At 62.8% G+C, this 25,575-nt stretch carries 24 protein-coding genes; 13 read left to right on the top strand and 11 right to left on the bottom strand.

Annotated elements, in window-relative coordinates; translation table 11 throughout:
- Positions 1-23: 23 nt before the first annotated feature.
- On the top strand, positions 24-515 hold the full coding sequence (locus tag I6E52_RS11725; RefSeq protein ID WP_197157651.1) for a MarR family winged helix-turn-helix transcriptional regulator: 492 nt from the start codon (positions 24-26) through the stop codon (positions 513-515).
- Entirely contained in the window at positions 508-1,593 is a 1,086-nt protein-coding gene (locus I6E52_RS11720) for a YeiH family protein (protein WP_197157649.1), read from the top strand. The genes I6E52_RS11725 and I6E52_RS11720 overlap by 8 nt, the downstream gene beginning before the upstream one ends.
- A 119-nt stretch (positions 1,594-1,712) precedes the next feature.
- Here I6E52_RS11720 and I6E52_RS11715 read toward each other — a convergent pair whose 3' ends face one another.
- Positions 1,713-2,216 (bottom strand): DoxX family membrane protein, encoded by a 504-nt coding sequence (locus I6E52_RS11715; RefSeq protein WP_197157647.1) that lies wholly within the window; start codon positions 2,214-2,216, stop codon positions 1,713-1,715.
- Positions 2,213-2,656 carry a DM13 domain-containing protein gene (locus I6E52_RS11710; RefSeq protein ID WP_197125705.1) on the bottom strand — a complete coding sequence of 148 codons (444 nt, stop codon included), beginning with the start codon at positions 2,654-2,656 and terminating at the stop codon, positions 2,213-2,215. The genes I6E52_RS11715 and I6E52_RS11710 overlap by 4 nt, the downstream gene beginning before the upstream one ends.
- Before the next feature lie 162 nt (positions 2,657-2,818).
- Between I6E52_RS11710 and I6E52_RS11705 the strand changes: the two genes are divergently transcribed.
- Positions 2,819-3,466 (top strand): response regulator transcription factor, encoded by a 648-nt coding sequence (locus tag I6E52_RS11705; RefSeq protein ID WP_197157645.1) that lies wholly within the window; start codon positions 2,819-2,821, stop codon positions 3,464-3,466.
- Positions 3,463-4,611, top strand: coding sequence for a cell wall metabolism sensor histidine kinase WalK (locus I6E52_RS11700; RefSeq protein ID WP_197157643.1), 1,149 nt, complete (start codon positions 3,463-3,465; stop codon positions 4,609-4,611). Before I6E52_RS11705 ends, I6E52_RS11700 begins: the two co-directional genes overlap by 4 nt.
- Here I6E52_RS11700 and I6E52_RS11695 read toward each other — a convergent pair.
- The 7 genes from I6E52_RS11695 to metG all read right to left on the bottom strand — a co-directional run bounded on the left by I6E52_RS11695 (position 4,608) and on the right by metG (position 12,165).
- Entirely contained in the window at positions 4,608-6,440 is a 1,833-nt protein-coding gene (locus I6E52_RS11695) for an ABC-F family ATP-binding cassette domain-containing protein (RefSeq protein ID WP_197157641.1), read from the bottom strand. The genes I6E52_RS11700 and I6E52_RS11695 overlap by 4 nt on opposite strands.
- Before the next feature lie 19 nt (positions 6,441-6,459).
- Positions 6,460-7,398, bottom strand: coding sequence for a 4-(cytidine 5'-diphospho)-2-C-methyl-D-erythritol kinase (locus I6E52_RS11690; RefSeq protein WP_197157639.1), 939 nt, complete (start codon positions 7,396-7,398; stop codon positions 6,460-6,462).
- Positions 7,399-7,495: 97 nt separating this feature from the next.
- Positions 7,496-7,723, bottom strand: a complete 228-nt coding sequence (locus I6E52_RS11685; protein ID WP_197157637.1) for a 4-diphosphocytidyl-2C-methyl-D-erythritol kinase — start codon at positions 7,721-7,723, stop codon at positions 7,496-7,498.
- Between the two features lie 100 nt (positions 7,724-7,823).
- Positions 7,824-8,657 carry a serine protein kinase RIO gene (locus tag I6E52_RS11680; protein ID WP_197157635.1) on the bottom strand — a complete coding sequence of 278 codons (834 nt, stop codon included), beginning with the start codon at positions 8,655-8,657 and terminating at the stop codon, positions 7,824-7,826.
- A gap of 180 nt (positions 8,658-8,837) precedes the next feature.
- The gene (gene rsmA / locus I6E52_RS11675; protein WP_197157633.1) at positions 8,838-9,668 is read right to left on the bottom strand and encodes a 16S rRNA (adenine(1518)-N(6)/adenine(1519)-N(6))-dimethyltransferase RsmA; all 831 of its coding nucleotides are present in this window, start codon (positions 9,666-9,668) and stop codon (positions 8,838-8,840) included.
- A complete protein-coding gene (locus tag I6E52_RS11670) occupies positions 9,665-10,588 on the bottom strand; it encodes a TatD family hydrolase (RefSeq protein WP_197157631.1) in 924 nt (307 codons plus the stop codon). The genes rsmA and I6E52_RS11670 overlap by 4 nt, the downstream gene beginning before the upstream one ends.
- Positions 10,585-12,165, bottom strand: a complete 1,581-nt coding sequence (gene metG, locus I6E52_RS11665) for a methionine--tRNA ligase (protein WP_197125720.1) — start codon at positions 12,163-12,165, stop codon at positions 10,585-10,587. Before metG ends, I6E52_RS11670 begins: the two co-directional genes overlap by 4 nt.
- A gap of 212 nt (positions 12,166-12,377) precedes the next feature.
- Between metG and I6E52_RS11660 the strand changes: the two genes are divergently transcribed.
- The 4 genes from I6E52_RS11660 (at position 12,378) to I6E52_RS11645 (ending at position 16,792) form a co-directional block, all read left to right on the top strand.
- On the top strand, positions 12,378-13,166 hold the full coding sequence (locus tag I6E52_RS11660; protein WP_197157629.1) for a DeoR/GlpR family DNA-binding transcription regulator: 789 nt from the start codon (positions 12,378-12,380) through the stop codon (positions 13,164-13,166).
- The gene (locus I6E52_RS11655; protein WP_197157627.1) at positions 13,163-14,140 is read left to right on the top strand and encodes a 1-phosphofructokinase family hexose kinase; all 978 of its coding nucleotides are present in this window, start codon (positions 13,163-13,165) and stop codon (positions 14,138-14,140) included. The genes I6E52_RS11660 and I6E52_RS11655 overlap by 4 nt, the downstream gene beginning before the upstream one ends.
- Positions 14,141-14,178: 38 nt before the next feature.
- Positions 14,179-16,263 (top strand): fructose-specific PTS transporter subunit EIIC, encoded by a 2,085-nt coding sequence (locus I6E52_RS11650; RefSeq protein ID WP_197157625.1) that lies wholly within the window; start codon positions 14,179-14,181, stop codon positions 16,261-16,263.
- 79 nt (positions 16,264-16,342) lie between these two features.
- On the top strand, positions 16,343-16,792 hold the full coding sequence (locus I6E52_RS11645; RefSeq protein ID WP_197157623.1) for an SRPBCC family protein: 450 nt from the start codon (positions 16,343-16,345) through the stop codon (positions 16,790-16,792).
- An 18-nt stretch (positions 16,793-16,810) separates the two neighbouring features.
- Here I6E52_RS11645 and rsmI read toward each other — a convergent pair whose 3' ends face one another.
- Positions 16,811-17,626, bottom strand: coding sequence for a 16S rRNA (cytidine(1402)-2'-O)-methyltransferase (gene rsmI, locus I6E52_RS11640; protein WP_197157621.1), 816 nt, complete (start codon positions 17,624-17,626; stop codon positions 16,811-16,813).
- A gap of 133 nt (positions 17,627-17,759) precedes the next feature.
- Between rsmI and I6E52_RS11635 the strand changes: the two genes are divergently transcribed.
- Positions 17,760-18,629 carry a DMT family transporter gene (locus tag I6E52_RS11635; protein WP_197158028.1) on the top strand — a complete coding sequence of 290 codons (870 nt, stop codon included), beginning with the start codon at positions 17,760-17,762 and terminating at the stop codon, positions 18,627-18,629.
- Between the two features lie 38 nt (positions 18,630-18,667).
- Here I6E52_RS11635 and I6E52_RS11630 read toward each other — a convergent pair whose 3' ends face one another.
- Complete coding sequence (locus I6E52_RS11630; protein WP_197157619.1) at positions 18,668-21,223, bottom strand: MMPL family transporter; 2,556 nt, start codon at positions 21,221-21,223, stop codon at positions 18,668-18,670.
- Between the two features lie 140 nt (positions 21,224-21,363).
- Here I6E52_RS11630 and I6E52_RS11625 point away from each other — a divergent pair, with 140 nt between their 5' ends.
- From I6E52_RS11625 to I6E52_RS11610, 4 genes are all read left to right on the top strand, one after another.
- Positions 21,364-21,939 (top strand): TetR/AcrR family transcriptional regulator, encoded by a 576-nt coding sequence (locus tag I6E52_RS11625; RefSeq protein WP_197157617.1) that lies wholly within the window; start codon positions 21,364-21,366, stop codon positions 21,937-21,939.
- Entirely contained in the window at positions 21,936-23,612 is a 1,677-nt protein-coding gene (locus I6E52_RS11620) for a dolichyl-phosphate-mannose--protein mannosyltransferase (protein ID WP_197157614.1), read from the top strand. Before I6E52_RS11625 ends, I6E52_RS11620 begins: the two co-directional genes overlap by 4 nt.
- Before the next feature lie 71 nt (positions 23,613-23,683).
- Entirely contained in the window at positions 23,684-24,988 is a 1,305-nt protein-coding gene (locus I6E52_RS11615) for an O-acetylhomoserine aminocarboxypropyltransferase/cysteine synthase family protein (RefSeq protein ID WP_197157612.1), read from the top strand.
- A gap of 2 nt (positions 24,989-24,990) precedes the next feature.
- Positions 24,991-25,563, top strand: a complete 573-nt coding sequence (locus I6E52_RS11610; protein WP_197157610.1) for a CoA-binding protein — start codon at positions 24,991-24,993, stop codon at positions 25,561-25,563.
- The last annotated feature ends 12 nt before the right edge of the window (positions 25,564-25,575 follow it).

Raw genomic sequence — 25,575 nt, 5'->3', positions numbered from 1 at the left:
CGTGAAACTGGGATAATAACCGGATGCCCCAACGCGACGAAGTCGACCGAATTGTCGAAGCGTGGTCGCGCGAGCGCCCCGATCTCGACTTTGCGCCGTTGCATGTCCTCAGCCGCGTCGGCCGTCTCGCTAAGCATTTGGAGCGCGCCCGCCGGTCAGCGTTCGCCGTCGCCGGCGTAGAGCCGTGGGAGTTTGATGTGTTGTCGGCGCTGCGCAAAGCCGGTTCCCCGTACCAATTGAGCCCCACCGCTCTCGTGCAGCAGACGATGGTGTCGAGCGGAACCATGACAAATCGCATCGACCGGATGGTCTCGCGCGGTCTCGTTCAGCGTCGCACCGACCCCAATGACGGTCGTGGCGTGATCGTGAGAATGACGGCGAGCGGTCGCGAAAGTGTCGATGGCGCCATTACTTCGCTGGTACATGACGAGACAGCCTTGCTGGCGCGCATGTCTCCCGCCGAACAAGAACGATTGAGCGGACTGCTCAGAAAGTTGAGCCTCGACGGTGAATAGCACCCCTACGCAAACCGCATTCCGACGCAACATTCCCGGACTGGGGTTGGCACTAGGAGCATTCGGGCTCGCACTACTGATCAGTTTTCTAGTGCCGGCGATCCCCACGCTCACTGCGTGCGTCGTGCTCGGCATCCTGTTCACCGCACTACCGTGGCGTAACTCTGTACGCGCGGAGATGAAGCCAGGCCTCACCATTGCGGCCCGTCGCCTGCTTCGCATCGGTGTAGTGCTGTTGGGGTTCAAGCTGAGCCTTGTGAGCATTGCTGAGCTCGGCTGGTTGGTGCTCGGCATGATTGTGGCGATTGTTGTCATCACCTTCTTCTTCACCTGGGGCTTGGGGCGGATGCTGCGCCTCCCCGGTCAGCAGCCGTTGATGATTGCGGCCGGATTCTCCATCTGTGGCGCCTCCGCTGTTGGCGCGATGGCCGGTATGACTCGCGCCAAAGAATCTGACACCGCTACTCCGGTAGCCCTTGTCACCCTGTGCGGAACCCTCGCCATCGCCCTGCTGCCCGCGCTACGCCCACTAATTGGTCTGGATACCGCCGAGTTCGGGATGTGGGTGGGCGCGAGTGTGCACGACGTGGGCCAGGTTGTCGCCACAGCCCAAATCGCAGGCGCAACAGCCCTCGCCGTTGCTGTCGTCGTGAAGCTCACTCGCGTCGCAATGCTGGCACCGATGGTTGCGCTTGCCGGGATTGTTGTCGCTCGCGGCGATCGCAAGACTGCGGCCGCCGCCGATGCGGCGGGCACTCTGGAAGCAGACTCTGTCGATGTGAAGCCAGCGAAGCGCCCCGCGATTCTGCCGCTCTTCGTGGTCGGATTCCTCGCTGCTGTGCTGGTGCGCACCTTCGTTCCGCTCTCAGATGGCTTCCTTGAGGTTGCGTCCTACGGCCAAGAGCTCATGCTCGGCATGGCTCTCTTCGGGCTGGGTGCCGCTATCAGTATTGGCAATCTCATCCGCACCGGTGGTCGTTCGCTCGTTGTCGCCCTCGTCTCGTGGGCGTTCATCGCGCTTATCTCCCTCGGCGCTGTCGAGATCGCCCGTGCCGCAGGAGTCGCGGCCCTCGGCTAATTCTGCTGCCTGCTAGCTCTGCTGCCTGCTAGCTCTGCTGCCGGCACGCGAAACGGCCCGCAACTCGCAGAGTGCGAGCAACGGGCCGTGAACGATACCTCGTGGATCGTCGATGCCGACTAGAGCCAGCGTCTTACGGGCGCTGCGAACCAACGAGATTCTGGCTTCGTGCGCAGTGCGAGCTTCTCGACAATGGTGGTGACCGAGATTCGCGATGCACTGACCACGAACGCCGCAACAACGACCGAGAGGGCCAGCATGATCGGGTACTCCTCGATCAGCTGATCGGCTGACCAGTACGACAGAAGCGTCACTGCGCTCATAAGGACGGCGGGGAAGGTCAGCACGCCCAAGATCAGCGCGATTCCCAGCCCGACTTCGAGAGCGGGGATGGCCCAGCCAAAGAAGCCGGGGGCGCCACCGAGGAAAGTAGCGGTAAACGCCTCGAAGCCATCTGCCACCCGATTGTTGGATGCTGTGCTTTGAACGACAAGGCCGATGTCGGCTCCGTCGAATCCTGCCTTGATCTTGAAGAGACCTTCGTTCAACCACAGGATGCCGAGGCCCACCCTCGCCGCTCCCGTGATCACGGAAGCGACGAGGGAAAGCGCACGATTCATCATGAGAGCGATGCTGATCCGAAGATTGCCTTGACCTTGTCGCAGTAGATGACGACGGTGTCGTAGCCGGAGATGTCCATGGCGTCGAAGGTGAAGGTCTGGCTGGCTTCATCGAACACGACGGAGTCGATCTGCATGCCTGCTGCTACGGCATCCTCGTCGTTGCCGTTCGTGAGATAGATGTTGAGGTCGGGGCCCTCATCAGAGGAATAGCCCGAGAGCACGATCTCAATGTCGCTGACAGTGACGGTTCCTTCGACGGAGTGTTCGCCGGCGCCCTCGAAGGTTCCTGTGACCTCTTCGTGCATCATCTCGGTCTCGGTCTCGGACGACTCCGGGGCTGCGGACTCACTGCTCGATGTGTCGGTGGCTGCACCGCTGCAGGCACTGAGCATGAGGGAGAGAGCGAGAATTGCTGCGGCTGAAATAGCTGTTTTTCTCATGAGGGAGTTCCTAAGTTCGTGTGTTTATGGAGGAAGCCAGCCGGTCTACACCCTGCTGACGGTTACGAACCTAAGTCGAGGCATCCCCGAAACTGACGAATGTGTCAAGAGCGTAAGAATTGAAACCCGTTATGCCACAACCGCTCAATCTAGGCTGGGGTTATGGAAAACCAACCGAGTGTCATGATCGTCGAAGACGATGCCACCGTGCTCTCGGTCGTCACCGAATTTCTGCGCTCACGTGGATATTCCGTTACCGNCGTACTCATCCTCGATCGGATGCTGCCCGGCGTCGGCGGCGACGAACTGTGCCGCCAGGCGCGTGCGGCATCCCCGCAACTGCCCATCATCATGCTGACCGCTCTGGATGCCGTTGAAGAACGCATCGATGGTCTCGAGCACGGTGCTGACGACTACATCGCAAAACCCTTCTCGCTGCGCGAATTGCAGCTGCGGGTCGACGCGATGGTGCGTCGCACGCGAAGCTCGCACGTGTCATCCGAACCGTTTGCCCTCGGGCAGTTTCGGGTTGATCCGGCACATCGCAAGATCTTGCTCGACGGCCACGACATGACGCTGACCACCCGCGAATACGAACTCTTTCTCTTTCTGCTGCAAAACCCCGAACGCGTGCTGAGCCGCGACGATATTTTGCGCGAGGTCTGGGGCTGGAGCTTTGGCGAGGCCTCCACCGTCACCGTTCACGTGCGCCGCCTGCGCGAAAAAATTGAACCCGAACCGCGCTACCCCCGCTACCTGCTCACCGAGTGGGGCAAGGGGTACCGCTTCACCGTGAAGGATGCCGCATGATCCTCAACTCCAGCGAGCTGCTCTTTATTCTCGCCATTGCTGCCGGCTGCACGGCCTTCGTGATGCTGATGGCAATGCTCGTGCTGCGCCTAGGCCGCCGTCGCTCGATTGCGTTCCAATTCACCATTGTGGTGAGCGCAGCGATCGTGTCGATCGCGCTCACGACCGTGGTGGTGACCGCCCAAATGTATCTCTCGGCCCACGACCTGCAGGTCGTGCTGTGGGTCGTCGGAATCTCCACCCTCATGAGTCTTGTCGCGGCCCTCGTGAGTGGGCGAGCCGTTCGTCGGGAGTTCACGAAACTGCGCCACAGCGTCGCGCAAGTTGGCGCTGGCGCTGTTGTGACCGCCAATGCCAACACGTGGAAAGAAGTTGCCGAAGTCTCGGTGCAGCTCTCTGATGCCTCCCAACGGCTCGCTGCTGCCCGTGACGAAATTGCCAGACTGGATGCCTCGCGCCGCCAGTTCTTCGCCTGGATCTCGCATGACCTGCGCACTCCCCTGACCGGCATCAGCGCTCTCGCCGAAGCCCTTGATGCGGGCGTCGTGGATGACCCTAGTGACTACCTGCGCCAGATTCGCGCCCAGGTTGGCACTATGAACCGGCTCGTGGATGATCTCTTCGAGCTGTCGCTTATCCAGAGCGGCACCCTCAAGCTCCGCCCCGAGAACGTCGAGCTGCTCGATATTGTGTCGGATGCCGTTGCCGACGTCAGCCAGCTGGCTGCGGCCCGCGGCATCCAGATCAGCCATGCCGGCGTGGAGGGGCGGATGCTCTGGGCCGACCCCCACGAGCTCACTCGCGTCGTGGTGAATCTGCTCACCAACAGCATCCGCTATGCGCCCGCCGATTCGCAGATTCTGGTGAGTGCCGACCAGCGCGACGACACCAGCCTCGTGCTCTCAGTGCTCGATCAGGGCAGTGGTGTGGCCAGCGAAGACCTCAGCCACATGTTTGAGATCGGCTGGCGTGCCACCGAAGCCCGCACTCCCGATCAGGAGTCGAGCGGTTCGGGTGGCGCTGGTCTTGGGCTCGCGATTGTGCGCGGGATCGTGGAAGCACACGGTGGCGGCGTGAACGCCGAGAACGGCCCCGAGGGGTTCCGTCTCAGCGTCGCACTACCGACTGGTGTGGCAGCCCGCTAAGCGAGTAGTTCGTCGAGTTCGAGCCAGCGGGTCTCGACGGTGTCGAGCGCCTCTTGCAGCGCCTGCTGCTCGCCGACGAGGGCGCCCAAACCAGCAAAGTCTGACTGGTCATGAGCGGCCATGCGCTGGTGAAGCTCAGCAATCTGCCCCTGCAGTTTGGCGATCTTGCGACCGGCAGCAGCGTGCTCCTTTTGCGAATTGCGCAGTTCAGCACCGCCCAACTTGGGCTTCGATTTGGCGGCCGTGGCATCCGGAGCACCAGCGGCAGCGCCGCTTGCACCCGTGGAGCCCTTGAGCTGCTGCGTGCGCAATTCGAGATACTGGTCAACACCGCGCGGAAGGTGGCGGAAGCTGCCCTCCATCACGGCATACTGCTGGTCGGTGACGCGCTCGAGCAGGTACCGGTCGTGGCTCACGACGAGCAGCGTTCCCGGGTAGGTGTCGAGGAGGTCTTCGATGGCCGCAAGCATGTCGGTGTCGAGGTCGTTAGTGGGCTCATCGAGAATCAGAACGTTCGGCTCCGAGAGCAAAATGAGCAGCAACTGCAGGCGACGCTTCTGGCCACCAGACAAGTCTTTTACCGGGGTGGAGAGCTGCGTGCTTGTGAAACCAACGCGCTCCAGCATCTGGGTCGGCGTCATTTCTTTACCGCCCGTGACATAGGTGCTCTTGTGGCGACCGATGACCGTGCTGACACGCTCGTTCCAAATGTCTTCGAGCTCAGCAAGCTGCTGCGTGAGGGTGGCGACCTTGATGGTTTTACCGCGCTTGACGCGACCCTTGGTGGGCAACAGGGTTCCCGAGACGAGCGACAGCAGCGTCGATTTTCCGGCGCCGTTGACGCCGAGGATGCCGGTGCGCTCACCAGGAGCGATGCGCCACGTGACATCCTTCAGCACGGTCTTCTCGCCCGCGGCTCCGGAGGCGGGATCCGTGACCTGATAGGTGACCGTGACGTCTTCGAGGTCAACGACATCCTTGCCGAGACGCTGCATTGCCATCGACGACAGCGAAACGCTATCGCGGGCGGGCGGCTCGTTTTCGATCAAATCATTCGCCGCATCAATACGGAACTTCGGCTTCGTTGTGCGCGCGGGAGCACCCCGACGTAACCACGCCAATTCTTTGCGCATGAGGTTTTGACGCTTCGACTCCGACGCAGCCGCCATGCGGTCACGCTCAACACGCTGCAGAATGTAGGCCGCATAGCCGCCCTCGAAAGGCTCGATCAGGCGATCGTGCACCTCCCACGTTGCGGTACAAATCTCATCGAGGAACCACCGGTCGTGAGTGACAACCAGCAACCCACCGGCGTTAGTGCCCCAGCGACGCTTGAGATGGTTCGCAAGCCACGAGATACCTTCGACGTCGAGGTGGTTAGTGGGCTCATCCAAGAAGATGACATCCCAATCACCAATCAGCAGCGCAGCGAGAGCAACACGGCGGCGCTGACCACCGGAGAGGTCGCCAACTTTGGCTTCCCACGGGATGTCAGCAGCAAGTCCGGCAATGACGTCGCGAACCTTGGGGTCACCCGCCCACACGTGCTCATCAATGTCGCCAATAACGGTCTCGTGCACCGTCTTCGTGCCATCAAGCTCATCGGCCTGATCGAGCATGCCGAGAGTGACGCCGTTGCGCCTGGTTACTCGCCCCTCATCGGGGTCGAGTTTGCCCGAGAGCATCCGCATAAGGGTGGTTTTGCCGTCACCGTTGCGACCGACGATGCCGATACGGTCGCCCTCGTCGAGGCCGATGGTGACATTGTCGAAGATTACGCGGGTCGGAAATTCAAGATGAAGGGACTCAGCGCCAAGAAGGTGTGCCATTCGGGCAAGCCTACTGCGGTTAGGCGTTAATGATTCGCGCCCCGTGCACTGGACCAGTCGCTCGCACCACATTCATCTGCGCTGCGCTCAGCGCGATCTGCAGTTCGAGAGCCGAATCGAGGTCGGCCGTGAGGAACGCTACCGTCGGCCCTGAACCAGAAATGACGCCAGCAAGGGCACCGTTCTTTTCGCCAAGTTCGATCACTGCGGCAAGCGACGGCTGCAACTTGAGGGCGGGAGCCTGAAGGTCATTGTGGAGGCATTCGGCGAGCATGTGCGGGTCGCCGGCGCGCAGCGCCTGCAGCACATCAGTCTCGACCGTTGGTGCAACCTCGGCGGGAAAAATGTCTTGAGAGTGACGCTCACGGTGCACGTCGAGCTCGGCATACACCTCCGGAGTGGAGAGGCCGAAGTCGGCGAGCGCCAACACCCACTGGAACTGTCCCTTGGCGAGAGCCGGGCTGAGTCGGTCGCCACGACCTGTTCCGATCGCGGTTCCGCCAGTGAGCGCAAACGGCACGTCGGAACCCAATTCCGATGCGAGCCCGAGCATTTCTTCGCGAGAGATGTTGGTGCCCCACAGCGCGTCACAGGCAAGGAGGGTTGCTGCGGCATCCGCAGAACCACCACCCATACCACCGGTGACAGGAACATGCTTTTCGATTTCGAGACGAACGCCACCGCGGTAGCCGGTGCGACGCGCAAGGAGACGGGCGGCCTGAATTGCGATGTTGGAACCATCGGTGGGAACCCGCGAGAGATTGACCGTTCCCGTGACAGAAACGGAGAAGTCGTCGGCGTGGAATGCCCGCACATCTTCACACAGCGAGAGTGCCTGATAGGCGATCGCAACATCGTGGTAACCATCGTCGAGCAGCGAGCCCACTTTGAGAAACACGTTGACTTTGCCTGGGGCACGAGCGTGAACCATTGTGGAGGCTGCCGGGGCGGTAGTCATGAACCAAACTTACCTTGTGCGGCGGACCTGTCTGTGCGCCGGATGGGGATAACCGGCGCCGGCGCGCAATTGTGAGGGTCTCGTTACCGTGTCGAAATCACTGGGAAATAGTGAGCCCACGGATCGCCGCATAGCGCGCGGTAACCGACTCCGCCCACTCGGTGCTCACGTGAGCGGCATTGGCTTCGAACCAGCTGAGAAATTCGGCGTGCTGCCATTTGGTCGCGCCCGCCATATCCAGAAAGGCGAACCACTCATCGGGATGCCGCCCTGTTCCTTCCAGAACGTCGCGGTCACTGGGGGTGCTGTTCGTTGCTTCCGACATGAGGTAAACCTACCGTCGTTCGGCACCAAACGGAATGGCTGCCGTGAGGAACTGGCGCGATCACGCACCCTCAATAGCCACCGCACCCCCAGCTTCTGCGCTAGCGCCCGAAGGCTTCGGCGACCAACTCCCCCGCAAGCTCCGCAGGATCGCACTCGACACCGTGACGAAAAAACCACGAACACACGTTGTGGCAGTCGCGCTCGAGCAACTCGATGCCCTGCGGATTGCTGACGATGTCGACAATCTGGGGCACGTCAATCACCATCACTCGCCCCGCATGCACCAGCAGGTTGTAGGGAGACAGATCTCCATGCGCGAAGCCAGCTCGCGCAAATACACGCATGAGTTCGACCACCTGTGCCCAGAGGTCTGCAATTGTGCTCGGCTCCGCACGAACGGCAGCCAAGCGCGGAGCAGCAACGTGCCCATCGCCGATGAACTCCATGAGCACTTCGGTGTTGTCCACTTGCACTGGATACGGCACCGGAGCGCCCAGCTGGTAGAGCGTACTCAGCGCCGAAAATTCGGCACCAGCCCACAACCCCGCCGAGAGCGCTCGACCATACGTCGACTTCTTCTGCAAGGCACGAGTGTCACGCGAACGACGAGTGCGTCGCCCCTCGGTGTATTGAGAGGACCGCCGAAAGTCACTCGTCTCAGAGCTTCGGTAGCGCTTTGCCGCCAGCAGCACCGAATGGCCGTCAGGCTCAGCGCGTTCAATCAAAAAGACATCTGCCTCCTTGCCTGACTTGAGCACACCCAACTCGGTATCGATCGCGCCCGCCGAGGTGATAACCCACTGAGGCCACGGTTGCGGGCCGCGCAACGACGGAATGATCGACGGCCAGGTTGACCACCGCTGATCATCGCCCGGCTCGACCGCTGAAAAAACTAAATCGGGTACAACAAAAAAATCGTCACCGTGTGACATAGATGAATCTCCAGAACGGAGGTCACCGCGCAGAGTTAGGCAGAGACCTCGATGAATGAGGGATGGAGCGAAGACGCAACGAAGACAGTCATCAGTTCTCCCCCTCTCTCGGGCCCAAGACCCGTTCTGGGCCTGTGGCCCACTCTGGAAATGCCGCGGAGTGCGGTGAGAGGATTTTAGCTACGCAGCGCGGGCAATAGCAAGGAAGTCGTGCACCGTGAGCTCCTCGCCGCGGGCGGTGGGCGCGACACCCGCCGCAATGAGACGGTCGGAGGCTGCAGTCGAGCTGCCCAACAGACTCGAGAGCGACTGACGCAACATTTTGCGACGCTGCTGGAAGGCGGCATCCACAAGCGCGAAGGTGGCTTTGCGTTCTTCGATCGTGCCGGGCTGTTCGCGGCGTTCGAAGCGCACGAGCACAGAGTCGACATTGGGCACAGGCCAGAACACCTGACGGCTCACGAGACCCGCGGTGGAGAACTCGCCGTACCACGCAGCCTTGATGCTCGGCGAACCATAAACCTTGCTGCCGGGGCCAGCGGCGACGCGGTTGCCGACTTCGGCCTGCACCATGACGAGACCACGGTCGAGGGAATCGAAGTGCTCCAAGAAGTGCAGCAACACCGGCACCGACACGTTGTACGGCAGGTTCGCGACGAAAACACGGGGCTCGTCGGGCAGCTCGGTGACGCGCAGTGCGTCTTCGGTGATGACCGTGAGCTGAGCATCCGGCTGCATCTGGCTGACCGTAATCGGCAATTGGGCGGCGAGGCGCTTATCGATTTCGACGGCGACGACGGATGCCCCGGTCTCGAGCAACCCGAGCGTGAGTGATCCCAGCCCGGGTCCGACCTCGACCACCGTTTCGCCCGAAACGACGTGCGCGGCCTTCACGATGCGGCGCACCGTGTTGGGATCAATGACAAAGTTTTGGCCCAACTTCTTGGTGGGCTGGATGCCGAGCAGATCAGCGAGATCGCGGATTTCGGCGGGACCGAGCAAAGTATTCATCGCGTGCCTACATTCTCGGGAAGTTCGGTGTCCCACGAGCCATAAACGGCCTCCGTGGTGGCGGCCAGCTGAGCGGAAAGTTCGAGCTCGGTGATCTCGAGGTGAGCGGCCATTGCGCGCACCGTGTACGGCATCAGGTAGGGAGCATTCGGCCGCCCGCGCAGCGGATGCGGGGTGAGGTAAGGAGCGTCGGTCTCGACCATGATGCGATCGAGATCGATCACCGAGAGCGCTTCACGCAGGTTCGCCGCGTTCTTGAACGTGACCGTGCCGGCGAACGACAAGAACCAGCCGTTATCGGCCGCGATGCGCGCCATTGCCGCATCGCCCGAGAAGCAGTGGAAGACCGTGCGCTCGGGAGCGCCCACCCGCAACAGCGTCTCAATGACCTCGTCGTGAGCATCGCGATCGTGAATCTGCAGGGCAAGGCCGTGCCGCTTGGCAATCGCAATGTGCTCTTCAAAGGAACGGAACTGCGCGGGGCGACCCTCGTCATCCGTGCGGAAAAAGTCGAGACCCGTTTCGCCGACCGCGCGCACTCGTGGAAGCGCGGCGAGTTCGTCGATGGCGGCGAGCGCAGCATCCAACTCCCCTGCTGCCTCGAGTTCGGGGGCATCATTCGGGTGAATTGCTACCGCCGCGAGAACGCGCGGGTTGGAGGCGGCGAGCTCAGCCGACCAGCGACTCGTCGCGACATCCGTGCCGACCTGCACGACACCACGCACGCCAACCGAGGCTGCGCGCGCGAGGTGTTCGGTGAAGTCGAGCGCTCCGTCGGGCCCGCCGTCAGCGATCTCGAGGTGCGTGTGATTGTCGTAGACAACACCTTCGAGCGGCTCGGGCAGCGGCGGATACTGCAGCTTCTCAGAGGCCTTCTCGTCGGCGCTGCGGTGACGCTGCCTGATGAACGGTTCGGTCACGCCGTGCCGCTCTCGGCATCCACTTCGATGCGCGGGAACAGCGACGATTCGAGCGCGGTCACGCGACCAGTGTTCGACCAGTTCGTGGCATCGTCGATGCGCTGCTCGCGCAGTTCACCAACACCGCCGATGGCCTGCCAGAGCTTTTCGGTTGCCTTCGGCAGCACGGGCGACAACAGAATCGCGAGAGTGCCCAGACCGTTAACGGTGGTGGCCAGCACGGTGCCGAGACGCTCGCGGTTGGCGGGGTCTTTCGACAGCGCCCACGGCTCTTGCTCGGTGATGTACCCGTTGAGTTCATCCACGAGTTCCCAGACCGAGGCCAGCGCTTCGTTGATCGCGAACTTGTCAATAAACGCGTTCGACTGCTCGGTCGCACGCTTCTGCGTGGCAATAATCGCTTCGTCGGATGCCGTGAGCTCACCGAGCGTCGGGATCTCACCATCGAAGTACTTATTCACCATCGCAATGACGCGCGAGGCAAGGTTGCCGAAGCCGTTGGCCAGCTCTGACTGGTAGCGCGCACTCAGGTCTTCCCAGCTGAAGGAGCCGTCTTGACCGAAGGTGATGGCGCTCATGAAGTAGTAGCGGAACGCATCCGAACCGAACGTGTCGGTGATTTGGCTCGGAGCAATACCGGTGAGCTTCGACTTGGACATCTTTTCGCCACCGACGAGCAACCAGCCGTGACCGAAGACCGCGCGGGGCACGGGCAGGCCCGCAGCCATGAGCATCGCGGGCCAGATGACGGCGTGGAAGCGAGCAATATCTTTTCCGACAAGTTGCACGGCAGGCCAGCGCTTGGCAAACTGCTCGTCGTCGACGCCGTAACCGATGGCGCTCACGTAGTTGAGCAGGGCGTCGAACCAGACATACACGACGTGGGTTTCATCCCACGGAACCTTGACACCCCAGTCGAAGCTGGAACGCGAAATGGAGAGGTCGTCAAGCCCCTGCTTCACGAACTGCACGATTTCGTTGCGCACGCTCGCGGGCTGCACGAAGTCGGGCTGGCTCTCGTAAAGATCGAGCAGCTTCTGCCCGAAGTCGCTCATGCGGAAGAAGTAGTTCTTCTCTTTGAGAATTTCAACGGGGCGCGAGTGGATCGCACACACCAGTTGGCCTTTGTATTCGCCATCGGCGGCCGTGACGAGGTCGTCGAGCTGCTTGTACTCTTCGCAGCCAACGCAGTAGTAGCCCTCGTATTCGCCGGCATAAATGTGGCCGTCGTCATAGAGGCGCTGCAGGAAGGTCGAGACTGCCTTCTCATGGCGCTCGTCGGTCGTGCGAATGAAGTCATCGTTGGCGATATCGATCGTCTCGAGCAGCGGCTGCCAGGAGTCGGCGACGAGACGGTCGGCCCACTCTTGCGGAGTCGTGTTGTTGGCCACGGCGGTGCGCAAAATCTTCTGGCCGTGCTCGTCGGTGCCCGTGAGCAACCAGGCGTCTTCACCCCGCTGACGGTGCCAGCGCGCGAGAACATCGGCGGCCACCTCCGTGTAGGCGTGCCCAATGTGGGGAACGTCGTTCACATAGAAAATGGGCGTCGCAATGTAGAAGGAGTCGCCGGCAGACATGCCCCCATTCTATTCGCCTGTGTCGGTCCGTTACGCCGAGCGCGCTCTGAGCGCAGCAGTGACGGGCCGAGATCACGTCGGGAGTCGGATGCACCGCTCCCCCGATGTGGGAACGTGTGGTTTTTTCTGCATTTGTGTTGCATCGTTGCGACAACAGGCGTACCCTCGCAGAAACGCAGTCCGGTGCGTTGACAGTCAAAGGGGATTACGGAATGTACGCGGAAGAGCGGCAGCAGCACATAGAGGGCACGCTTGCTGAAGCCGGTCGCGTCGCCGTCATCGACCTCGCCCGCACGTTCGACGTGTCAAGCGAAACGGTCCGTCGAGACCTCGACCAACTCGAAGCGCGAGGCGTATTGCGCCGCGTGCACGGGGGCGCCGTCTCGGCGGCTCGGATTAGTCGCGTCGAGGAAAGTGTCGCTGCCCGCACCGACCGCAACTCGGATGCCAAAGAACGCATCGCGGTGGCCGCGATGGCCCTTATTCCGTCCAGCTTTACCGGCGCGATCAGTATCGATGGCGGAACGACCACGAGCCGTCTTGCTCAGCAGCTCGCACGCTGGGTGCCCGAGACATCCGCAGGCTCCCTCACGGTTATCACCCACTCCATTTTCATTGCCGCCATTGTCAGCGAGAACCCGCACATCGACGTTCAGGTCGTCGGCGGGCGGCTGCGGGGCATCACGGGTGTTGCGGTGGGAGCGACAACCCTGAACCAGCTGGCGAGCATCCGGCCCGATATTGCTTTTGTAGGCGCCAATGGCCTGCACGCCGAGTTTGGCTTCAGCACCCCTGACCCCGACGAGGCTGCCGTCAAAAGTGCTCTCACGCGTGGTTCGCGCCGCGCTATTGCCCTCGTTGACAGTTCGAAGCTCGGCATTGAAACGCTCATGAGCTTCGCCACGCTCGCAGAGGTCGACACAATCATCACGGAGGAGTCGCCCGACGATGACCTCACCGGTGCCCTCGAGCGCGCGGATGTCGAAACGGTGATCGCATGATCGTCACCGTTACGGCCAACCCCAGCCTCGATCGCACGATCGAACTCGCGGCAGCCCTTGACCGCGGCGAAGTTCAGCGCTCGGTCGCGAGCAGCGAACAGCCGGGCGGCAAGGGCGTCAACGTCTCGCGGGCACTCATCGCTTCGGGCCTTGACACCGTTGCGGTGCTTCCGGGAGATGACTCCGACCCCATGCTGGTGGCGTTGCGCGCCGAGCACACGCCGACCGCGGGGCTGCCGATCGCGGGTCGCGTGCGCTCCAATGTGACGATCACCGAGCCCGATGGCACGACCACCAAGATCAACGAGCCCGGTCCGCAGCTCACCGCTGACGACGATGCAGCGCTGATTGATCTTGTGGTCTCGCACGCTCGCCGCGCTGAGTGGGTTGTTCTTGCTGGCTCGCTTCCTCCCGGCCTGAGCGACGACTTTTATGTTCGCGTCATTGAAGCCATTCGCGCTGCCGCTGCTGACGATACGGCTGCTGGCGCGTGCCCGCGCATCGCCGTCGATTCCTCCGGCGCACCCATGCTGGCGCTCATCGAATCAGGCATTGGCGTCGACCTCATCAAGCCCAACGCCGAAGAGCTCGCCGAAATGACCGGTCTTCCCGACACTTTTGAAGACGATCCGGATGCCGCGGCCGCCGCCGCACTCACGCTCGTGCACCGCGGCTGCCGTGCCGTTCTCGCGACCCTCGGTTCCCGCGGAGCCCTCCTCGTGACCGCCGGCGAGACGTGGCGCGCGACGATGCCTCCCGTTGCGGCCAAGAGCACCGTCGGCGCCGGAGACGCCTCCCTCGCCGGTTACCTTCTCGCCGACCAGCGCGGTGCTACCCCCGAACGACGCCTCGCGCAGGCCGTCGCGCACGGAGCAGCCGCCGCCTCCCTGCCCGGCAGCACCATGCCGCGCCCCGATCAGACCACCCCCGCCGCTGCCGAGGTCACCATTCTCGGCCGACCAACCGCACCATAAACCTCAGCATCCCCACTGCTGGATACAAGGAGAAAGCAATGTCGCACCTCATCACCCCCGAGCTCGTATTGCTCGATGCCGATCTCGGCACCGAACGCGAAAGCGTGATTCGAGCCCTGACCGCTCTCGTCGCCGAACAGGGCCGTGCCACCGATTCCGAGTCACTCTTTGACGACGCGTGGGCTCGCGAACAGCTCACCGACACGGGAGTTCCCGGCGGAATCGCCATCCCCCACTGCCGCTCAGAAGCCGTCACCGAACCGACCCTCGTGATGGCTCGGCTGAAGCCTGCCGTTGACTTCGGTGCTGCGGATGCTGCAGCCGACCTCATCTTCTTGATCGCCGCCCCCGCCGGCGCCGACCAAGAACACCTCACGGTTCTCTCGGCCCTCGCTCGCTCGCTCGTGAACCCCGAATTCGTTGATAGCTTGCGCGCTGCGAAAACCCGCGAAGACATCGTTGCGCTCGTGGAGCAGGCCACAGCGCCGGAAGAGAAGGCTGCGCCTGCTGCTGCTGGCGGTTCCGGCGCTGCTGGCGCTGGCGACCCCGACGCCGACGCCGGCGGCTCAACCGATGCCGCCGCGACCGCTACCGCTACCGCTACCGCAGGCACCGACGGCGCCGCACGCCCCGTGCTCGTCGCTGTCACCGCGTGCCCCACTGGCATCGCCCACACCTACATGGCCGCCGATTCACTCGCCGCCGCCGCAGAACGTGCTGGCGTGGAACTCCACGTCGAGACTCAGGGTTCGTCGGGGGCAACGCCGCTGGATCCTGCGGTTATTGCTGCGGCATCCGCTGTCATCTTTGCCGTTGATGTGGATGTTCGTGACAAGGCCCGCTTCGCCGGCAAGGCTCTTGTGCAGTCGCCCGTGAAGCGCGGAATTGATGCACCAGACGCGATGATCGCGGAAGCTCTCGCCGCGGCCAGCGACCCCAACGCAGCTCACGTTGCCGGTGGCGAAGCGGCCATCGAGAGCACGAGTAGCACCTCCGATGAGCACTTCGGCCAGACGGTGAAGCGCGCCCTGCTCACCGGTGTGAGCTACATGATTCCGTTTGTGGCCGGTGGCGGTCTGCTGATCGCCCTCGGTTTCTTGCTCGGTGGCTACTTGATCACCGACACCGCGGCCGACATCGTCACCCAGAACAGCCTCTGGAACCTGCCCGATGGCGGAGTCGCCGCCTACCTCGGTGCTGCGGCCTTCCAGATCGGCGCGGCTTCGATGGGCTTCCTCGTGCCCGCCCTTGCCGGTTACATCGCCTATGCGATTGCTGATCGCCCCGGCATCGCCCCCGGTTTCACCGCCGGAGCCGTTGCTGGCCTCATGGGTGCTGGCTTCCTCGGCGGAATCGTCGGTGGACTCCTCGCCGGTGTTGCCGCTCACTGGCTCGCTCAGCGCAAGACCGCGGCCTGGTTCCGCGGCCTCATGCCCGTCGTCGTGATCCCGCTGCTGGCGTCGATCTTCGCCTCCGGCCTCATGGTGCTGATCCTTGGCGGACCGATTGCGTCGCTCACCGTTGCTCTGAACGACTTCCTCAACGGCCTCACCGGCGCATCCGCTGTCGTCCTTGGTCTCATTCTGGGAGCCATGATGGGCTTCGACCTCGGTGGCCCCGTGAACAAGGTCGCGTACGCTTTTGCTGTCGCTGGCCTCGGTGCCGGTGCAATCGACAACCAGGCACCGTGGATGATCATGGCCGCCGTCATGGCATCGGGCATGGTTGCGCCTCTCGCAATGGCTCTCGCCTCCACCGTGCTCGCTCGCCGTCTGTTCTCGCCCGTCGAGAAAGAAAACGGCAAGGCAGCCTGGTTGCTCGGCGCTTCGTTCATCTCGGAGGGCGCCATCCCGTTTGCTGCTGCTGACCCGCTGCGCGTGATCCCCGCGAGTGCCATCGGTAGCGCTGTCACGGGTGGAATCATCATGGCCGCCGGCGTCACTTCGCAGGCGCCGCACGGTGGTGTATTCGTGTTCTTCGCGATCAACCCGTTCCCGATGTTCCTGCTCGCGATTGCCGCTGGAACCGTCGTTACCGCCCTCATCGTCGTCGCCCTCAAGCGCTTCGTGCGCAAGAGCAGCACTGTCACTGACGCGGATGCGCAGGTACCTGTCGCGGCATAACGTCGTAGGCTTCATCTACGCAACGCTGCCGCTCGTTCGCCGAGAGCTCCACGTCGTGGCGTCGAATGAGGGAGATTCAATGAAGATCACCGAAAGCGTGCATATTGAGGCGCCAACGGAACGCGTCTTCGAGATTTTCACTGATCTCGACAACACACCCTCCCGAGTCAGCGGCATCCTTTCCCTCGAAGTGCTCGAGGGCCCTGCGCAGCTCGCTGTCGGCACAAAGTGGCGTGAGACTCGCGTGTTTGCGGGAAAAGAAGCCACCGAAGTGATGTGGGTGACGGCGTGCGAGCAGGATGTGTCGTACACCGTGGATGCGCAGTCGCACGGCATGCACTACCAGAGCGTGTACCTATTCACGCCGAGTCACGGTGGAACTCGGATGGACTACCACTTCACGATGACACCGCTCACCTTCGGGGCACGTCTCATGAGCGTGGTCGGTTTGCTGTTCCTCGGAGCAACAAAGAAGGCGCTCACTCAAGACCACCACGAATTGACGGTTGCGTGCGAGTCACAGGACTAACTGGCCTAGGTTCAGGGGCTACTTCTTCTTAGCCTGCAGCGCTGCTTCGTAGAGTTCGCGCTTGCTGAGCCCGGTCTGCTCGGCCACTTCGGTTGCCGCCTCTTTCAGGCGAGCACCATCGGCCACAAGGGCAAGTACGTAGGTGACTGCGGTGGGGAGATCGGAGGTCGCGGGCGGCGCACCCTCGACAACGAGACAGATTTCGCCCCGAGCTCCGTCTTTGAACTTGGCCGCGAGCTCGGCGGCGGTGCCGCGCGCAACCTCTTCATACATTTTGGTGAGCTCGCGGCAGACTACAGCGCGACGGTCATCGCCGAGGGCGGTGGCGAGGTCGGCGAGCGCCGCGGGCAGACGGTTGGGGCTCTCGAAGAACACCATCGTGCGCTCTTCGCGAGCGAGACCACGGAAGTAGGCGACGCGGCCCTTGCGCGGCAGGAAGCCTTCGAAGCTGAAGCGGTCAGTCGGCAGGCCTGAGACAGCGAGGGCGGTGAGGACTGCGCTCGGTCCGGGCAGAGCAGTGACGGTGACTCCGGCGGCTGCGGCTGCCGAAACGAGAGGGAATCCGGGATCGCTAATGGCGGGCATCCCCGCATCACTGAGAACGAGAACATCGGCATCGCGAGCCAACTCGACGATCTCGGCGGCCTTCTCTGACTCGTTGTGTTCGTGCAGCGGGATGAGCCGCGGCCGGTTGTCGATGCCGAGAGCGCGCATGAGATGGATGGTCGTGCGGGTGTCTTCGCTCGCGATCACCTCAGCGTTCGTGAGGGCCTCGATGAGGCGCTGAGAGGCGTCGCCAAGGTTGCCGATGGGAGTCGCCGCAAGAATGATCACTCGGCCATTCTCCCACCCGCACTGCGAGCGCAGAATTCGGCTCTCTTTCGCGCGCAGATCACCCCTTCTGAGGTCGTAGGGTTGCACTATGTCGACTCGTCCGCCCTTGAGGGGAACCCCGCTGGGTGCTGTCATGCTCGTGGTGTTGGGCCTGATCTTTCAGGATGTCGGCGCTTCGGTAGCGGTGCTGCTGTTCCCCGAAGTCGGCCCCGCCGGAATGGTGTCGCTGCGCCTCGTTTTCTCGGCCGCGATTCTGCTGGCGATTGCCCGCCCCAACCTGCGCGCTATCTCGAAGCGGGCCTGGCTCATGGCCCTGATTTTCGGCATTTCGCTCGGCGGCATGAACCTGCTGTTCTACGAAGCACTCTCCCGCGTTGACCTCGGCGCGACCGTCACGATTGAAGTGCTCGGCCCCCTCGTGCTCTCCGTCATCGTTGCCCGTCGGGCCAGCGCCTGGCTGTGGGCTGTGCTCGCCTTCGCCGGGGTCGCCCTGCTCAGCCTCGGCAGCGTTGGCGCTCTCGACCCCGTCGGTGTTGCCTTCGCGCTTGCCGCCGCCGTGTCATGGGCGGGCTACATTTTGGCGTCCCGCAAAACCGGTCAAGTCTTTGCCGGCTTGGATGGCCTCGCCATCGCCATGGCAATCGGCGCGATCATCAGCCTCCCCTTCGGCATCTCGCAAGCGGGTAGCACTCTGCTCGAGCCGTCAATTTTGATGCGCGGGCTCGCGGTGGCTATTTGTTCCTCGGCGATTCCGTACGCCCTCGAACTTATTGCGCTGCGCCGCATCTCCGCCGCCGCGTTCTCGGTGCTCATGGCACTGGCTCCCGCTATCGCCACCGGGGCTGGCTTCTTCGTGCTCGGCCAAAGCATCACCCTCGTGCAAGGAGTGGGAATCGCCCTCGTGATCGCGGCCTCCATCGGGGCAGTGCGGGCGGCATCCCGCGTGCCGGGAGAACCCGGGGCTGGGCCGAACGCACTACTGCCCGAAGAGACCCCGCTGTAGCGGAAGCCTCCCCGGGCAGCGGGAGCGATCGTGAGTTCTTAGCGCTCCGATGATTCGGGCGCTGCGGGAGCAGGCGCCGCACCGCCGGCGTCATGCGGATCAGCAGCGTGCATCGGATGGCTGCGCTCGAGGGCTGAGCCCTCGACGTCCACACTGGGCAGGATGCGGTCAAGCCAGCGAGGCAACCACCACACCGACTTGCCGAACAGGTGCATCAGGGCCGGAACCAACATCATCCGCACGACAAAGGCGTCAAAGAGCACGCCGACGGCGAGACCGAAGCCAAGCGGGCGAACGATCGCGAGGTGCGAGAAGACGAAGCCTCCGAAGACGGCAATCATGATGATCGCCGCGGCGGTGACGACGGCACGACCACTGCGGAGACCGCTCATGACGGCAGCCTTAGCCGGCACACCGTGGATGTACGCTTCGCGCATTCCCGAGACAAGGAACAGTTGGTAGTCCATGGCGAGGCCGAACAGCACACCCATGATGATGATCGGGGCAAAGTTCAGCAGCGGGCCAGGGTCGGTCACGCCGAAGAGCGCCCCCAGCCAACCCCACTGGTACACGGCGACCATTGCACCGAACGCCGCCAACAACGACAGCACGTAACCCGCGGTCGCGATCACCGGCACGAGCAGCGAACGGAACACCAGAATCAGGATGATCAGCGACAGCCCAATAACAACCGCGAGGTACAGCGGCAGCACATCAGCCAGCTTCTCGGAGATGTCAATGTTTCCGCTGGCCGAGCCGGCCACACCGAGCTCGATGTTTCCCGCGAGTGGCGAGCTGTCGCGCAGTTCGTGAACGAGTTCCCCCGTCGAGACGCTCGACGGACCGTCGACCGGGATGACCTGGAACGCGAAGTAGTCCGAATCGTCGGAGACGCCGATCGGGGCGACAGCCACAACACCGTCAACCGCCAACAACTGGTCGGCGAGGTCGGCTTGAGTCTCAAGTTCATCCTCTTCCGCCACGGGGGCGGGAAGAGTGGCGGTCACCAGGAGGGTACCGTTTTGGCCCGCTCCGAATTCTTCGGCGATCGTCGTGTAGGTGCGGTACTGCGTCGAATCGGCGGGCTCTGACGAACCATCCGGGAGCCCGAGGCGCATCGACAGCGCCGGGATGGCCACGATCAACAGACCGAGCGTCGCCACGATCAGCATGACCACAGCGCGACTCGTGCGCATGGCGCGGGCGGGCGGGAGCGTATGCGACTCGTGACCAATATTGGCTCGGGCCTTGCGAGAAAGAACTCGCTTGCCCAGCAATGCCAGCAGGGCTGGCGTGAGGCTCACGGCGATCAGCACAGAGATGAAAACGCAGACCGCGCCCACGGTGCCCATAACGCCGAGGAAAGGGATACCGCTCACATTGAGCGCGAGCAGAGCGACAAGAACTGTCGACCCGGCAAACAACACCGCGTTGCCGGAGGTGCCGTTGGCGAGACCGATCGACTCGTGCAGGTCCATTCCTGCCGCGAGTTGACGACGGTGACGCTGCACAATGAACAGGGTGTAGTCGATGCCGACCGCAAGGCCGAGCATGACGCCCAGGATCGGCGTAACCGAGGTCATATCGACGACTCCCGAGAACGCAAGCGAACCCGCGACACCCACTCCGACACCGATGATCGAGGAGACGATCGGCAGCGTTGCGGGCAAGAACGAACGGAACAACACGAGCAAGACAATGCCGGCCAACAGAACACCGATAAGCTCACCGACGCCCAACAGACCATCGGTCGACGTAGTGATGGACGACGAGTAATCGACCGTCACTCCGTCAATGTCGATCGCGTCGAGCTCATCCGCAATCGCGGTCTTCGTCTCGCCGGGAATGTCGAGGAGTTCGCTGTCGAAGGTGATGAGGCCGAGAGCCGTCGCACCGTCGGTAGAGACGAGGCTGATCTCGGATGCGGCATCCATGAGACGCTCGCCGAAGCCGAGTTGCGCCTCTTGTTCGGCCAATAGCGCAGTGTTCTCGTCAATCGTGGCCTGCTGGGTGTCGATCTCAGCCAGCCCGGCATCGATCTGTGCTTGCTGGGCATCGAATTGATCGACGGATGCCTCATAGAAGCCCGCGGCTTGAGCCTGCTCAATCGCAGCATCGAGTTGAGTTTGACCGGCTTCGAGTTCTGTGGCGGCGGCATCCAACTGAGCCTGGCCGTCCACTAGCTGCTGCTTGCCGGCGTCGATCTGCTCGCGACCGTCCACGATTTCTTGCGCTTGATCGTTGCGCTGGGCGTCGGTCTCGAAGGGGTCGATGACGTCGCTGACGTTGTTCTGCGAGGTGAGCTCGGCGAGGGCATCCGTGATGTCGCCCTGTTGTTCGGCGGAAAAGGCGCTGCCATCTTCTGAACCAAAGACGACCGTGGCGGAAATGCCACCAACGTCACCGAGTTGCTCGGTGAGTTCGTCGGCCACACGTTCAGTTTCCGTGCCGGGAATAGTCATGGTCGACGACAGAGTGCCGCCGAAAACCGCGAAGGCAGCGCCAGCGAGACCGAGCACGGCGAGCCAGCTGATGATGAAGAGCCAAGCGCGGCGAGCCGATAGGCGGCCAAGGCGGTACAGGAGTTCAGCCATGCTGAAGAAAACCTCTCGTCGGGAACACAAAAACGAGCACGTCTTCGGGCCAGATACCAGCCTAAGTCTCCTTGCCTGAGTTTTCCAACACTTGTCGGAAAACTCACCCCTTTGCGGGGTATCTCTGCAATGATCGACGGATGGATGCTCGCGTAGAACGAACCCGGCACAGCCTGCAACACGCCCTCTTTGCCCTCACTCAAGAGCACCCCTTCGACGAAGTGACCGTCAACCAGATCGTGGAACGTGCGGGCGTTAACCGCAGCAGCTTTTACCAGCACTACTCCGATAAAGAGACACTGCTCGCCTTTGCGATCGAAGCTGCCGCCGATGACGCCGGGGTTCAGCTGGCCGACCTCGACCCCCTCAGCCCCACTCCGCCGCCCGCGCTGCTCAGCTATCTCTCTCACGTCGACGCCAACGCCGCCGTGTACACAAGCGCCCTCGGTCCCCGCGGTTCAGCCCTCGTTGCCTCGCGCTTGCGCGCCCGCCTCAACCTCTTTGTGCGCCAAGGAATCATCGACCACGACCCCGCAGCCCCGGAAGGACTCGGCCTCGATATCGCGAGCGCCAGCGTCACCGGCGCCACCTTCGGAATCATCGAGGTGTGGCTCGCCATGACTCCGCGCCCCTCCGCCAGCACCGCCGCCGACTGGATTTGGCAAACCTTCACTGCACCCCACGATCGCTCCGCGCTGAGTACGATTGCCGAGTGAGCCAGACGAACCCGCGCGACTTCGACGACATCCTGTCGAACGAGTCGTCGGCGAGGGCTCTGGAAAATACCGATGCTGCATCAGTTTCGGAGGCCTCGGGCCGCCACTATGCCGCCGGCGAGGGCTCGGCGCTCGATCACTGGTGGGCGGCGAGAAGTCCGCTAACCCGCCGCTGGCTCGGCTGGGCTGGGCCGGCGATTGTGGTGCTGATCGCGGCATTCACGCGACTGGTGAGCCTCGGGCATCCGTCGTCGCTGGTGTTTGACGAGACCTTCTATGTGAAAGATTCGTGGACGCTCGTGAACCTCGGCTACGAGGCACAGTGGCCAGCCGAAGCGGATGCCCTGTTCAACAGCGGCAAGGTCAACATCTTTTTGAATGACCCGTCGTTTGTGGTGCATCCGCCGCTCGGCAAGTGGCTGATCGGGTTGGGCATGCTGCCGGGCGGAGGCGAGGATCCCTTTGGCTGGCGCATCGCGACCGCCATTGTCGGCATTCTCGCGGTCGTGGTGCTCATGCTGATCGCCAAGAAACTGTTCGGTTCCACGCTATTGGCGACTCTTGCCGGGCTTCTGCTGGCGATCGATGGCAACGCGATTGTCATGAGTCGGGTCGCGCTGCTCGACAACTTTGTGATGATCTTTGCCCTGCTCGGGGTCGGTGCGATGCTGCTGGATCGCGAGCATTCGGCCACCCGGCTGGCACTGTGGATCAGTCGCCGGGGGCTCCGCGGCGCGAGCACCGAATGGGGTCCTGCGTTGTGGTGGCGGCCCTGGCTCATTCTCGCCGCCGTTTCCTTCGGCCTCGCTGCCGCCGTCAAATGGAACGGCCTCTACTTCTTGGCTGCCTTCGCCGTCTACAGCCTGGTGGTGGATGCCCTCGCTCGCCGCCAGGCCGGCATCACCTTCTGGGGCTCCGGCACCCTCTTCAAGCAAGCCCCGGTCAGCTTCCTGCTGACCGTGCCGATTGCGCTGCTCGTGTACCTCAGCACGTGGACAGGCTGGTTCCTCAGCGACAACGGCTACGACCGCAACTGGGCCGAAAGTGACGGCAACGCCTGGACCGGCGCTCTCAGCTGGGTGCCTCTCGACCTGCAAAGCCTGTGGCACTTTCAATCGAGCGTCTACAGCTATCACGTGGGCGAAAGCCGACCACATCCGTATCAGGCAAACCCGCTCACTTGGCTGCTGCTTATCCGGCCCACGAGCATGTTCTACGAAAACTTGTCCCGCGGCGACGACGGCTGTCTCGCGGATGCTTGCGGCGCCTCCATCTCTGGAATCGCCAACCCCATCATCTGGTGGGCTGCGACCGCGGCCATGCTGTACCTCGTGTACCGACTGGTGCGCTACCGCCAGTGGCAGACCGGCTTCATTCTGATGGGCGTCGCCGCCGGCTACCTGCCGTGGTTGCTCTACCTGAACCGCACCGTGTTCCAGTTCTACACAATCGTGTTCGAGCCGTACCTGATCCTGGCGCTCGTGGCCGCCCTCGGGGTGATCATCGGCAGATCCGACGACGATCGCTATCGACGCACGAGCGGACTCGGCGTCGTGGCCGTCTTTGTCGTCGTCGCCATCGCGGTCAGCGTGTTCTTCTGGCCGCTCTGGACCGGCCAAACCATCGACTACGACCTGCTGCGGCTGCGCTGGTGGCTGCCGACGTGGATCTAGACCGACCACTTTCGTGGCGTTCTGTTACGTCGAAAGACCGCCGGCGGCATCCGTTTCTGTAGCCTGAAGCCATGGCTGATCGCGACTATGGTTTCCGCACGCGTGCAATTCACGCGGGCAACATCCCTGATGCGGCGACGGGCGCTCGCGCTCTGCCGATCTATCAGACGAGCGCCTACGTCTTTGATGACACCGCGGATGCTGCCGCCCGCTTCGCTCTGCAGAAGTACGGCAATATCTATTCCCGGCTTGCTAACCCGACGGTCGCCAGCTTCGAGGAACGGGTCGCGTCGCTCGAGGGCGGCCTCGGCGCTGTAGCGACCGGCAGCGGACTGAGCGCACAATTCATCACGTTCGCAGCGCTTGCGGGTGCTGGCGATCACATTGTCTCGAGTGCCAACCTGTATGGCGGTTCGATTACGCAGTTGGATGTCACGCTGCGCCGTTTTGGGGTCGATACCACGTTTGTGCGCTCTTCCGACCCTGCCGACTATGCGGCGGCGATCACCCCGAAGACAAAGCTGATCTTTGCGGAGACCATCGCGAACCCCTCCGGCGAGATTGCCGACATCGAGGGCCTTGCCGAGGTAGCTCATGCCCACAACATTCCGCTCGTCATTGACTCGACGGTCGCGACCCCGTATTTGAGCCGCCCGATCGAGTGGGGCGCCGATATTGTCACTCACTCGGCCACCAAGTTTCTTGGCGGCGCGGGCACCACTCTCGGCGGTGTCGTCGTAGAGAGCGGCCGCTTCGACTGGGCCAATGAGCACTTCCCCCTCTTCGATGAACCTGTTCCCAGCTATGGCGGCCTCAACTGGAGCGGCAACTTTGGCGAATACGCCTTCCTCACCCGGCTGCGCGCTGAGCAGTTGCGCGACATCGGGCCCGCCCTTGCCCCGCACTCGGCCTGGTTGCTCGCGACCGGCGTAGAGACCCTCCCTTTCCGGATGCAAGCCCACGTCGACAACGCCCGCATCGTTGCCGAGTGGCTCGAAGCTGACCCGCGCATCGAAACCGTGTACTGGGCAGGTCTGCCGGGGCATCCACACTTCGAGCGTGCGCAGAAATATCTGCCCAAGGGTGCCGGTTCGGTGTTCTCCTTCGAGGTTCGCGGCACGGGAACGCAGAACAGTCGAGCCGTCGGCCAGAAGTTCATCGAGAGCGTCGAGCTGGCCAGCCACCTTGCCAACATTGGTGATGCAAAAACGCTCGTGATTCATCCCGCGTCAACAACGCACGCGCAGCTCACCGAGCAGCAACTCATCGACGGCGGCGTATTGCCCGGCGTTGTGCGCATCAGCGTCGGAATCGAAGACCCCGAAGACATCATCGCCGATCTCGATCAGGCATTGACCACCGCAGTGAAGGGCTAAGGATGTCGACAGAAGAAGTGCAGACCACCCAGCTCAGCAATGGGCTCACCTGCGACCTGCCCGCCAGCTCCCCGCTCGCCAAGCTGCTGAAATCGCAGCGCACCTGGGTGGGACCGGATGCCAAAAAGCGTGCCACGATCCTGCGCGGTGCGAAGTCGATCGCGATTGTCGGGGCCTCCCCCAATCCTTCGCGGTCGAGTTACTTCGTGGGCACGTACCTGCTGCAGTCCACCGACTACCGGGTGTATTTCGTGAACCCCAACGCCGACACGATTCTGGGCCAGAAGGCTTACCCCGACCTTGCGTCGCTGCCCGAAGTGCCCGACATTGTTGACGTGTTTCGCAAAGCCAGCGACATTCCCGCCGTGATCGAGGATGTGCTCGCGATCGGCGCAACGACTGTGTGGGTGCAGCTCGGAATCTGGAATGAAGAAGCCGCCGTCTACGCCGAATCGCAGGGGCTCACCATCGTCATGGACCGCTGCCTCAAGGTGGAGCACGCCCGCTTCAACGGCGGACTCAACCTCATGGGTTTCGACACCGGGGTCATCTCGTCACGACGCGCGGGGCGCTAGGCCCAAGGGGAA

This window comes from Salinibacterium sp. NG253 (assembly GCF_015864945.1).
GTDB lineage: Bacteria > Actinomycetota > Actinomycetes > Actinomycetales > Microbacteriaceae > Rhodoglobus.
This window is presented reverse-complemented; position numbering and strand designations above follow the sequence as displayed.